An 11,213-nucleotide genomic window follows, 5' to 3' on the forward strand; every position below is an offset into this window, starting at 1 on the left:
CAGAACTTTCCGATTCGCAACGGCGACTTCGATACTCGCGCTGGGGGTGTCGTTCGGAATGGGTTCGGAACCGGGCGTCGCATACGCCGACCGGCCGCCGCCCATCGACGCGGGCCTGCTACCCCCGGGCGGCCTGGCCACCCCGCCGACGCAGACCGAGCATCCCGCCAACTCCCCCTGCTTCAGCACCCAGGCGGGCGGCGACGGACCGACCGTCCCGGCGACCCAGCGCACCCTGGATCTGCCCCGGGCATGGCAATTCACCCGTGGCGCAGGCCAATTGGTGGCAGTCATCGACACCGGGGTGTCCCCACACCCCCGTCTGCCGGGGCTCATCCCCGACGGCGACTATGTGGCCGCGGGTGGCGACGGCACCGAGGACTGCGACGCCCACGGCACCATCGTGGCGGGCCTGATCGCGGCCACCCAGGTGGGCGGGCAGGGCTTCTCCGGGGTCGCACCGGAGGCCCGCGTCATGACCATCCGCCAGACCAGCGCGCTCTACCAAGCCAAGAGCGCGGGCCGGGAGAAGGGTCCGGACGATATGCCCGACGGCTACGGCAAGATCTCCGCGCTGGCCTCGGCCGTGCGGCGGGCGGCCGACGCGGGCGCGCGGGTCATCAATATCTCCCTGGTCGCCTGCCCCACCACCGAACCGGCGAGCGCCGAGATGGGCGCGCTGGGCGCGGCCGTGCAGTACGCGGCGGTCCAGAAGGACGTGGTCATCGTGGCCTCGGCGGGCAACACCGACACCTGCAAGGCGAGCAATCCCGGCCCGGATCCGGTGCACCCGGACCGCGATCCGTGGGAGCACGTCACGTCCTACGTGGTCCCGGCGTGGTGGGACGCCTACGTGTTGTCGGTCGGCTCGGTGGACGCCTTCGGTCAGCCGTCGAAGTTCACCGTTCCGGGTCCGTGGGTGGGTGTGGCCGCGCCGGGCGAGAACATCGTCTCGCTCGATCCCCGCACTACCGGGCTCACCACCGCGAAGGTGTCCAATCAGGGGCAGGTGCTGCCCTACAGCGGAACGAGTTTCGCCGCACCGCAGGTCGCGGGCATCGCCGCGCTGGTGCGGGCGCGGTACCCGGAGATGCGGGCCGACGAGGTCATCGAGCGCATCGAGGCCACGGCGCACGCCCCCGGTGAGGGCTGGAATCCGTACATCGGTTACGGCACGGTCGATCCCGTGGCCGCGCTGACCGCCGAGGTACGCAAGGAACTCCGGCCCAAGCACCCCGCCGACGCACGGGATCAGCAGCTCCCACTGCCCGAACCTGCTCCAGCGCCGGACAACACGGCCCGCAATGTGGCGTTGATCGGCAGTGGAGTGGTGGCGCTACTGCTGGTTCTGGGATTCCTCGCGTCGTTCCCGCTGCGCCGCAGGTTCGGCAACCGCGACAGCTGACGTCAGTTCGCGTTGGGCCCTGGGGTTTTCACCGGCTCTTCGGCCGGATTCGGGTCGGGCGCGACGCCGTCGTGGGCGACCATCGCACCCTCCCGGCTCAGGGCCGGCCCGGGCGCGAGCAGCCCGAGGATCGGCCATGGCACGGGCTCGGGCCGCACCTTCGCCGGATCCATCCCCAGGGCCTTGGCGGCGTCCAGATCCCGGATGCCGAAGCGAACCCCGTAGTCGGACACGAAGAACAGGCTGTCCTGACGCTGGCTGTCCGGCTCGATCCCGGTGGACCGCACGTACGCGCCCGCGCCCGGTGTCATATGGAAGCTGTCCACATTCGGCCCGGTGCCGTCGGCCTGTGCCAGCGGCACCGGCCGCGCGCGGTCGGGGATCGGGACGGCATGCCCGGTGAGCACGGACAATTCGGCGCGCCTGCTGCCGTCGGAGGTATCGGCGGAACCGACCGGCCGCCAGGACAGGCAGTCGACCGGCTGGTCCTTGCCGTCCACCAGGGTCGGGGCCTGCGCCGGATACGTCGACACCCGCAGCTCCGAGGAGACCGGCGCTCCCGTGCGATCGGCCTGCGCGATGAAGGTGTCGGCGACGCTCGAGCGGTAGGTATTGCGAATGATGTCGGCGGTCAGCGCCGACACCGGCTGTAGCCCGTCGGCGAGCACCGCGTAGTACTTGCCGTCGGTCCGCACCTGCACCACGTCGCCGATGCGGTGGTCGCCGAGCGCGTAACCCGGCGCGGCCCCGGCATTCTCGATCAGCGGCGGAACCAGCGGCGGCACCTCCGGAATGGCGTCGAGCAGCCCCTCACTGATCGGCCGCGGCGTCTGCCCGCGCAGATCCAGCGCGTCGACCACCGCACGCTCGTCGAGATCGATCCGGGCGCGCTGATCGTCGTAGACCAGATACGTGTGATCGCGCCCCCGCACCAGCAGCGCCCGCCCCGACTCCAGCGCGGAAGCCTTGTCCGCCAACGCCAATGCGCCGACCAGCACCGAACTGGTGAGGGTACGGCTGCCGTCGTTCGACAGCACATCGCACACCGTCCAGGCGCGGCCGTCGCCTCCGGTGAACCCCAGGGAGGTGGGCGCGCCCGGAATGCCGATCAGCTGTCCACGTGGCTTCTTCGCCAGTTCGGACTCGTTGACGGTGGCCGGTTTGACCGCATCGCCCGCCGCCAGCCGGGCCGAGGCCAGGTTCAGCGCCGGGTGCACCACATCGTCGAGCACGACGTAGACCGCGCCGGTGTCCTTGCCGATGAGGATCTTGGTGGACCCGATCCTGTCCTGCGGCCGCAGCAGAGCCAATACTCCGCAACCCGCCAGCCCGACACTCGCGAGGATCAGTCCGGCGAGGAAGGCGCGGGCCTGGGAGCGCATGGGATCGTGCAGCATTCGCACGTCCCGGCGGACCAGGGCGTGCTCCATGCGACGGACCAGGAAGCGGTAGCCGCTCACCTGCCATCGGGTCGTGGGTTTCGAAGGCATCCAAATCCCGTGGGGTCGTGTGCTTTCACCGGACGAAGTACAGTGACCTGGATATTCAATCGCACTCGGCCAGCGCGCGGGGCCGACATCGGAGAGCCGGGGGATCGACGATGACGATCACATCCGGAGAGTCGGCGGGGCGGCCGTCGCGGTCAGGTCGAGGCGGGCGGCCGAGCCGGATCTCGGTGGCGAACCTGGTCTGGGCACAGCTCGCCGGACTGGTCGTTCTGGTTGTCACCATGGTGGGCGGGCTGGCCTGGTGGGGTGCGCTCACCCTCGCCATAGTGGTCGGTCTGGTTCTACTGCTACCGCTCGGCAAACGCACCCTCTCGGACTGGATCGCCACCCGCGGCCGCTTCCGAGCCCGCCGCGGCCACCCGCCCGCCGACATCATCGACTTCCGTGCCCCCGACGGCCGTCCGCTCGGCCTCTACCGCGACGGCAGCCGCGTCGTCGCCGTCGTGGAGGTGCTGGCCCCGAAGGGCGGCCTCACCCGGCTCGGCCGCGCCACAGTGCACGCCACCCACCTGCTGCCACTGCCCGGCATCGCGAAAAGCCTGACCCAGCACGACATTCTGCTGTCCGGCATCGACATCGTCTCGCACGGCTTCCGTAGCCGCTCCGGTACGCCCGCGGGCGCCATCTACGAATCCCTGCTCGGGCCGCTCCCCGCCACCGCGCACCGCACGGTCTGGCTCGCCATCGCCTTCGATCCCGTCACCTGCCCCGACGCCGCGGTGCGGCGCGGCGGTGGACTGTCCGGCGCGTGCCGCGCGGTCACCATCGCCACCGAACGCCTGGTGCGGGTGCTGGAGGACGGCGGCTGCTCGGCCCGCCTGCTCACCGCCCCCGAGATCCGGCACGCCGCGCTGCAGGTCACCGCGGGCGTGGACCCCGGGCAACTGACTCAGCACTGGCGCTACGCCGAACTCGGCAACAGCGTGAACATCGGTGCCGCAGTGGATCCCCGGCAGCTGGCCTCGGATCTACTCGCCCAGCTCTGGGTCCCCGCCTCACGCGGCACCACGGTGGCCGTCAAACTGCGCCCTGGCCGCAGCACCGATACCGTGCGCATCGGCGCGGCCTGGCGGCTCACCGCCCGGGAACTGCCCGGGGAACCGGTGCAGCAGCACATGATCTCCATGAACGGCCGCCACCGTGAGAGCTTGCTCGCCCACCTGCCGTTCGCGGTGCCCGGTCTGGACGACACCGTGCCCGCGGAGCTCCGCGAGATCGACGAGCTCGGCGCACTGCACCTGCCCTCGGCGGGCTGCGGGCAGCTGCTCGGCTCCGACGATGACGGCAACGGCGTCGCCGTTCGCCTGGTGGGCCAGGGCATTTCGAGCGTGTACGTGGCGGGCGAGCCGTATCTCGCACAACAGTTGATCTTCCGTGCCCTCGCCGTCGGCGAACGCGTCCTGATCCGCACCGACCGCCCCGAGGCCTGGCAGCAGCTGGTCACCACCATCGGCAACCCGGAACGCCTCGCCCTCGCCGTCGAAACCCACCAGTCCGACGCCGATTTCACCGCCACCCTCGTCGACGGGGTCCTCGCGCCCGCCCCGCACGCGGGCCTGACCACCATCTATCTGACGAGTGATCCGCTCGGCTGGCCCGGCGCCGCGCCCGACCTGACCGTCCACCAGCCGGGTGCGTCCGGGAACCGAATCATCCTGCGCACCGGCGCCACCGAGGTTCCGCTGACGCTGGTCTCGATCCCCCGCGAGTCCACCTACATCGGCCGGCCGCGCGCGGCCGCCGCCGTCGCGCCCTAGCTCCCCGGGTACGGATTCGTGGCGCGGGCGGTGCGCAGAGTCGCCGCCCACCAGGCGAGTTGACGCAGCATGCGGTCCGTGGCGTCGAGCGCGGCCCCGTCCCGGGTCTCCCCCTCGGCATCGAACTTGCGTTTGGCCTCATGGAAACTGACGGTCTCGCGCACCGAGACCATGTGGATCTCGGCGACCACCTGCCGCAACTGCTCCACCGCGCGCAGACCGCCGGACAGCCCGCCGTAGCTCACGAAACCGATGGGCTTGCCCCGCCATTCGCGCTTCACGCTGTCGAAAGCGGTCTTCAATGACGCCGGATAGCCGTGGTTGTACTCGGAGGTGACCGCCACGAAGGCGTCCGCCGCCTCGACCCGCCGCTGGAACGCCCGTACCTCGTCGTTCTCGGTGAGATCCACCGGCAGCGGGGTGTCCATCAGATCGATGACACCCACGTCGAACGCGGCGTCCGCACGCGCCCGGCGCAGGAACCAGTCCGCGACCACCGGCGCGAACCGCTTGGGCCGCACACTGGCGACGATGACCTCGAGCCGGAGCGGGGTGTCCATGCCGAGAGCCTATCGGGCTCGGTCAGCGTCGCCCCGCGCCGCGCTTGGCGTACCGCGTCCACCTCGGCCAGCAGGGGTTCCAGCGCACCCTGATCACGGATGTCGATGCGCGAGACATTCTCCGGAACAACGGGATTCGGACCGTGCACGGTCTCGAGCAGGGCGTCGATGGCGATGACCTCGTGCCCCGCGGCCAGCAGTGCCCGATGGACATGGGAACCCAGGTAACCGGCCGCCCCGGTCACCAGGACACGCAGGGGGTCACGACCGCCCGCCTTCATGAATCCAGCCTAGCTGACGTGACTCCCACGCCCCTGGAGGCATACGAAGGTGCCCTGAAGCGCTTCGTATGCCACGGGACAACTGATTTCGCAGCGCTGAGGGTAACTCATCGGGTACGCCCGGAATCGGTTCGCCACCCAACCGCCGGCACGGATTGCCAACACGGACGGCTCTCAGCCGTCCGCTGAAGTCCCGGGGAGGCGGGGGAGATCAGGGCAGCTCGAACGGGAGCTGCACGCCGGTGCCGGTCAGCACGCGGCACTTGTCGCAGGTGTCGTCGCCCTCGACGGCGGCGACAGCGCGGCGGACCATGGCCTTGAACGGCACCAGGTTGCGCTCGAACTCGGCGAACACGTCGGCGGCGCTGACGCCCTCGCCCGACTCCAGGCCGGCGTCCAGATCGGTCACCAGAGCGATTGCGGAGTAGCACATTTCGAGTTCACGGGCGAGCACGGCCTCCGGGTGCCCGGTCATATTGACCAGCTCCCAGCCCTGCCCGGCGAACCAGCGGCTCTCGGCGCGGGTGGAGAAGCGCGGACCCTCCACCACGACCATGGTGCCGTAGTCGTGGGCGGGCAGGTCGTCGCCGATCGAGGCGATGGCGGCAGTGCGCAGCTCGTCGCAGTACGGGTCGGCGAAGGACACGTGCACGCCGCCGGCGTCGTAGAAGGTCTGGGCGCGACCGGAGGTGCGGTCCACCAGCTGGTCCGGCACGGCGATGGTGCCCGGCCCCCAGTCGGCGCGCAGGCTGCCGACGGCACAGGGGCCGAAGATGCGACGCACGCCCAGGGTGCGCAGCGCCCACATATTGGCGCGGTAGGGCACGGTGTGCGGCGAGAACTCGTGCTTGCGGCCGTGCCGGGGCAGGAACGCCACCGCACGTCCCTCCACCTGGCCGATGGTGATCGGCGCGCTGGGCGCGCCGAAGGGGGTCTCGATCTCGACCGTGGTCGCGTCATCGCCGAAGAAGTCGTAGAAGCCGCTGCCTCCGATGATGGCGAGCGTTGCCCGTGCGTCCGAACTCATGCCCCGATTCTTGCGTACGCGGCCGTGAGTGGTGGTGGCAGGGCGAAGCATGTACCCTAGGGGGGTATTTCCCCCGGGAGTGAGGACAGCGCAGGTGACCAACGACAAGATCGCGACCCAGGACGCCGCCGGGCACGACACCGCCGAGTCCTGCCATGACACCGCCTCGCACGGCTACATCACCGCCAAGGACGACTACCTCAAGCGCCTGCGCCGCATCGAAGGCCAGGCTCGCGGCCTGCAGCGCATGGTCGAGGAGGAGAAGTACTGCATCGACATTCTCACCCAGGTGTCGGCCATGACCAAGGCGCTGCAGGCGGTCGCCATGGGGCTGCTCGAGGATCACATCAGCCACTGCGTGGTCGACGCGGCCGTCGCGGGCGGTCCCGAGGCCGAGGCCAAGATCAAGGAAGCCACCGACGCCATCGCACGCCTGGTGCGCAGCTGACAGCTCTCGCGGCGCTCAGCAGGCCGCGGTGCCGCCGGGGTAGGCGCCCAGGGACGTCGCCGGAAGGGCCCAGCGGTCGGGGCCCGACTGCCAGCCCGCGGCGACACGACGGGAGCCACGGCGAGTAGGGACGCTGTCCTTGCGGGTGTTGTCCTTGCGGTCCCGGGTGGTGCGGACGGAGTCGCAGGGCTGGTTGTCGGCGAGCGACACGGCGATCTCGAGGTCCGCGTAGAGGATGCCCTCCTCGCCCACCGCGAGCGGGGCCACCACTTCGCCGCCGTCGGCGCCGTAGATGCGGGCGCATCCGGCGGGGCCGCCATTGTGGCGCTGCGCGCTGCCCACGCCGCCGAACGCGGCGTCACCGATCACGGAGGTGGGGGCGATCACGTACGCGCCGACCTCGAGCGCGTACATGCGGCTGAGCGTGGTGCTCGACTCCGGCCCGACCGCGTCGCCGTCGGGGCTGCCGGGCCAGGCGGCCACGTGGATCTGCTCCTCGTCGGCGCGCAGCGCGCGGGTGAGCAGCGGCCGCTGGTTCTCCTGTCCGGACAGCGCGCCGTACTTGCCGATCGGGGTGTGGTGCACCGCGGGCAGATTCGGAGTTCCGGACGCGAATATCTTGCGTTCCACGCTGTTCAGACCAGCTTTGCGGCGGACCGACAGCAACTGCCCGGAATCGTCGATCACGGCCTGCGACATATAGATTCGCCGTTCCTGGCGCTCACCGAATCCGAGTACGACATGAATGTCGTGTGCGGCGGCGGCAGCGGTGATCGCGCGCATTTCCGCGCCGTCCCGCGTCATCGAATTCTCGCGGCATCTGGTCGAGTATTCGACATTCCACTGATTGGTATCGATCCAACGCCACCACGGATAACCCGGGAGAAACGCCTCCGGGAATGCGACCAGCCGCGCCCCCTGTACCGCTGCCGCCCGGATCAGTTCGACGACCTGATCGACGCCGTCGGAGAGCCGCAGCCAGCTGGGTTCGGCCTGGACGGCGGCAACTCGCACCGTTGTCCTCATCGCTTTTCCCTCATGCACCAGGAGCCTTGCCAAGTTATAGCGATCGAACAATGGCGATGAGTGCCGAATGACCGACTGATCATGCCAGTGCGCGGAATGCTCCCGGAGTTGTGCCCATTTCCAAACGGAAGCTTCGATAGAAGCTACGCTCTGTGAGGAATCCCGCCGCTTTCGCCACCGCCGAAAGCGGCAACTGTGGTGCATTTCTCAGCAGGTCGCATGCACGTTCGATGCGCATGCGGCGCAACACCGTTCCCGGCCCGCCCTCGAACTCACCGAACACTCGATACAGCGTACGCCGAGACATTCTGCAGCCCTCCGCGATTCGATCGACTCCGAGATCGGGATCGGCGCAGTGGTCGCGCATGTAGTTCAGGACCCGTTGCCGACTGAGCGCGTCCGCCGACTGGTCACGCGGCGTGCGGCCGGACGCGGCGATCGCGGCGGCGGCCAGCAGATCCATTCCGGGCGCGGACAACAGCGCGGCGCTATCGGGATCGGTGCGCTGCAATTCGGCCAGCCCGCGAAAGAAACTGGCCACGATTCCGGGCGCGGTGTTCGCCGAAAATACTGTCGCAGTGGGCAATTCGAGATTGTCGACCCCGTAGCGCTCACGCAGTCGACTGAGCGGGACCTGCACCACGACTTGTTCGAACCGCTCCGACGCGTCCCAGCGGTAGGGACGGGTGCTGTCGTAGAACACGATTCCGCCGGGACCGACATCGGCGACCCGATCGTCCTGGCACAAACGCGCGGTGCCGACGGTCGGAATACTGGCGAGCAGATATTCGTCGGCGCTGCGGCCGATGAGTCCGCCGGTTCGGCGAATGGTTTGCGGCGTCGATCCGATTACCGACACATCCATCTCGCCGTAGCTCGCGGATTCGATATAACCTACAAAGCGACCACTCGGTATAGGTTCAACCGCCAGCGGCACGTAGGAGGCACTCACCTGCGCCTCCCAGCACTCGAATGCCTCCGACGACGTCTGTTCCTGGCCGGACCGAACCTCGATCCGGTTGACCGGTGGTAACCCTTCCACTCCCCATCCCTCGATGACAATGGCGGCCACGTGTACGGCCGAATACTGGGGAGAGTGTGTCAGATCGGACGAATTCCGGCCAATGGGCCGAACTGGTACGAACCAGTAACCGGTACGTACCGGTTATCGAATCAGGCGGCGGACTCGAAGCTCAGATCGAGTTCCAGATCGGCGTACAGCAAACCCTGTTCGTGCCCGCCCAAAGGCGACGCCAGTTCCTCACCGCCCGGCGCGAAGATGCGCGCGTGCCCGCCCGGCCCCGGCACCAGCTGCTTGGCCGGCTCCACGCCGCGGCGGCTCTCGCTGCCCGCCACGTCCATCACCGAGCACGCCGCGATCACGTTCAGCTGCCCGACCACCGCGTACCAGAGCGTGGCCGCGTTGTTCACCCGCACGCCCCAGTCCACGTCCCGCGCCATGATGAAGCCCGGCCAGGACACCACGTGGATCTGTGCCCCGGTGCGCTCCAGCTCCCGCCGCGCGGGCAAATGCAACTGCTCGGAGCCGCCCTGCACCGCGATGCGGCCGATGCCGGTGCGGAAGACCTGCGACTCGCCGAGCTCGCCGGAGCGGAAGATCTGGTGCTCCAACGGTGTCAGCTCGGGCTTACGGCGGACTCCGAGCAGTACCCCTCGGTCGTCGATGAGGCACTGGGACATGTACAGCGCGCTGCCACAGCGTTCGCTGAAGCCGAGCAGTACATGGATACGATGCCGGCGCGCGGCATCGGCGATACGCCGGAACTCGGTGCGCCCCACCGTCATCGAGTTGGTGCGATAGCGTGCGAAGAAACCCTCGCCCCAGCTCACCGATTCCAGCCACAGCCACCACGGGTATCCGGGAAGGAAGGTCTCCGGGAAGGCCACCAGCTGTGCGCCACCCGCGGCCGCGTCCTCGATCAGCCCGATGGCCTGCCCGACTCCGGCGGGCAGATCCAGCCATCGCGGCTCGGCTTGGACAGCCGCGACTCGCACCTTCGTGGGCACCTCGGCTCCTTCGACGGATCGGATGATGTGCAATCACCCTTCGCCGAACGCCAGGCGGTCACAGCGACATACCGTGCCGAGCTACCGACGGCGCGTGCCTGTGTCCAATTGCGACCGGAATTGCCCCGGCGTCACGCCGGTTTCCTGGCGAAACGCCCGGTAGAAATGCCGATCCGTGGCGAAACCGGACGCCGCGGCAATCGCCGACAGCGGCCGGGCCGGGTCCGCTCGCAACAGCCTGCGGGCGTGCTCGACCCGCATCTGCCGCACCAGCGCGGCCGGGCCGCCGATCTCCTCGCAGACCCGGTAGAGGGTGCGCCGCGAGACCAGGCAGGCGTGCGCCACCTCGTCGACGGTCAGATCCGGATCGGTGTACCGCTTCCGCAGCACCGCCAGCACCCGCTGGCGAGTGAAGACCGAATCGGCGGGCCCGGGCGAGGAGTGCCCGTTGGCCAGCAGCAACGCCGACGAGAGCATCGAGGTGACCTGCGACTCGAGCACCTCCGCCGCACGGCCGGTCTCCTCCGCGCCGAGCCTGGCCAGACCCCGGAAGAAGTCGGCCACCACGCCCATCGCCCCGGTGGCGGGCAGGGCCTTGGCGATGGGCAACTCGTCGCGCACCAGGCCGGCGTGGTCGAGCACCGCGTCCATGGGCGCGCGCACGATGGTGGACACCGCGTTCTCGGTGGTCCGGCTCTCGATCGGGCGGGCGCTGTCGTAGAAGGCGATGGTCCCGGCCCCGCCCTCGGTGATCCGGCCGCTCTGCTGGGTCCAGTTCGAGCCATCGACCACGATGTTCACCAGCAGGAAGTCCCCGGCGGCCTGCTCGAGCTGACGCTTGGTGCGCACCACCCGCTGGGCGCTCGAGGTCATCAGCGTGAGGCTGGACCGATCGAACTGGGTGCAGCGGAGTTTGCCGTGCCAGGGCCCGGCGCCGATCGGTTCGACGATCGAGGGCAGCACGGCATCCGCGACGAGGGCCTCCCACTGCTCGAAGGCTTGCCGCGCGGAAACCTCTGAGGTCGTACGGACTTCGGCGCTGGCCGTGGAAGCGATACCCACACCTGCATCATTCCACTAGCGGCCGCCGGGAGAATGGGAATGAAGCCGACTGATCCGACAAAACAGACCAATCAGCCCGATTGCTCCGGGAACCCGCCGCCCGGTCACCGG

At 69.3% G+C, this 11,213-nt stretch carries 10 protein-coding genes and 1 pseudogene; 3 read left to right on the plus strand and 8 right to left on the minus strand.

Annotated features, from left to right (window positions below; genetic code table 11):
• The first annotated feature begins 58 nt into the window (after positions 1–58).
• Complete coding sequence (gene mycP / locus ACFV4K_RS19200) at positions 59–1,405, plus strand: type VII secretion-associated serine protease mycosin (protein WP_379276453.1); 1,347 nt, start codon at positions 59–61, stop codon at positions 1,403–1,405.
• A 2-nt stretch (positions 1,406–1,407) separates the two neighbouring features.
• Here the strand turns inward: mycP and eccB are convergent, their stop codons facing one another.
• Positions 1,408–2,895 carry a type VII secretion protein EccB gene (eccB, locus tag ACFV4K_RS19205; RefSeq protein WP_379276455.1) on the minus strand — a complete coding sequence of 496 codons (1,488 nt, stop codon included), beginning with the start codon at positions 2,893–2,895 and terminating at the stop codon, positions 1,408–1,410.
• 110 nt (positions 2,896–3,005) lie between these two features.
• On the opposite strand from eccB, the gene eccE reads away from it, so the two are divergent.
• Entirely contained in the window at positions 3,006–4,670 is a 1,665-nt protein-coding gene (eccE, locus tag ACFV4K_RS19210; RefSeq protein WP_379276457.1) for a type VII secretion protein EccE, read from the plus strand.
• Here the strand turns inward: eccE and ACFV4K_RS19215 are convergent.
• From ACFV4K_RS19215 to ACFV4K_RS19225, 3 genes and pseudogenes are all read right to left on the minus strand, one after another.
• Positions 4,667–5,230 (minus strand): NADPH-dependent FMN reductase, encoded by a 564-nt coding sequence (locus tag ACFV4K_RS19215; protein ID WP_379276459.1) that lies wholly within the window; start codon positions 5,228–5,230, stop codon positions 4,667–4,669. The genes eccE and ACFV4K_RS19215 overlap by 4 nt on opposite strands.
• A 50-nt stretch (positions 5,231–5,280) precedes the next feature.
• Positions 5,281–5,487 (minus strand): annotated as a pseudogene (locus ACFV4K_RS19220) (NAD-dependent epimerase/dehydratase family protein); the annotation flags it as partial.
• Positions 5,488–5,722: 235 nt separating this feature from the next.
• Positions 5,723–6,538, minus strand: a complete 816-nt coding sequence (locus ACFV4K_RS19225; RefSeq protein WP_379276461.1) for an S-methyl-5'-thioadenosine phosphorylase — start codon at positions 6,536–6,538, stop codon at positions 5,723–5,725.
• Positions 6,539–6,632: 94 nt separating this feature from the next.
• Here ACFV4K_RS19225 and ACFV4K_RS19230 point away from each other — a divergent pair, with 94 nt between their 5' ends.
• Complete coding sequence (locus ACFV4K_RS19230) at positions 6,633–6,986, plus strand: metal-sensitive transcriptional regulator (protein ID WP_379105240.1); 354 nt, start codon at positions 6,633–6,635, stop codon at positions 6,984–6,986.
• Positions 6,987–7,001: 15 nt separating this feature from the next.
• On the opposite strand, the gene ACFV4K_RS19235 is transcribed toward ACFV4K_RS19230, so the two are convergent.
• The 4 genes from ACFV4K_RS19235 to ACFV4K_RS19250 all read right to left on the minus strand — a co-directional run bounded on the left by ACFV4K_RS19235 (position 7,002) and on the right by ACFV4K_RS19250 (position 11,102).
• On the minus strand, positions 7,002–8,012 hold the full coding sequence (locus ACFV4K_RS19235; RefSeq protein WP_379276463.1) for a nitrilase-related carbon-nitrogen hydrolase: 1,011 nt from the start codon (positions 8,010–8,012) through the stop codon (positions 7,002–7,004).
• Between the two features lie 79 nt (positions 8,013–8,091).
• The gene (locus ACFV4K_RS19240; protein ID WP_379276465.1) at positions 8,092–9,084 is read right to left on the minus strand and encodes an AraC family transcriptional regulator; all 993 of its coding nucleotides are present in this window, start codon (positions 9,082–9,084) and stop codon (positions 8,092–8,094) included.
• 101 nt (positions 9,085–9,185) lie between these two features.
• Positions 9,186–10,040, minus strand: coding sequence for a nitrilase-related carbon-nitrogen hydrolase (locus tag ACFV4K_RS19245; protein WP_379276467.1), 855 nt, complete (start codon positions 10,038–10,040; stop codon positions 9,186–9,188).
• A gap of 81 nt (positions 10,041–10,121) precedes the next feature.
• Positions 10,122–11,102, minus strand: a complete 981-nt coding sequence (locus ACFV4K_RS19250; RefSeq protein ID WP_379276468.1) for an AraC family transcriptional regulator — start codon at positions 11,100–11,102, stop codon at positions 10,122–10,124.
• Positions 11,103–11,213: the final 111 nt, after the last annotated feature.

The organism is Nocardia sp. NPDC059764 (assembly GCF_042732555.1).
Lineage (GTDB): Bacteria > Actinomycetota > Actinomycetes > Mycobacteriales > Mycobacteriaceae > Nocardia.

Excerpts from the sequence above, each read along its gene's own strand:
- mycP (WP_379276453.1), top strand. The coding sequence starts at position 59 with ATGGGTTCGGAACCGGGCGTCGCATACGCCGACCGGCCGCCGCCCATC.
- eccB (WP_379276455.1), bottom strand. The coding sequence starts at position 2,895 with ATGCCTTCGAAACCCACGACCCGATGGCAGGTGAGCGGCTACCGCTTC.
- eccE (WP_379276457.1), top strand. The coding sequence starts at position 3,006 with ATGACGATCACATCCGGAGAGTCGGCGGGGCGGCCGTCGCGGTCAGGT.
- ACFV4K_RS19215 (WP_379276459.1), bottom strand. The coding sequence starts at position 5,230 with ATGGACACCCCGCTCCGGCTCGAGGTCATCGTCGCCAGTGTGCGGCCC.
- ACFV4K_RS19225 (WP_379276461.1), bottom strand. The coding sequence starts at position 6,538 with ATGAGTTCGGACGCACGGGCAACGCTCGCCATCATCGGAGGCAGCGGC.
- ACFV4K_RS19235 (WP_379276463.1), bottom strand. The coding sequence starts at position 8,012 with ATGAGGACAACGGTGCGAGTTGCCGCCGTCCAGGCCGAACCCAGCTGG.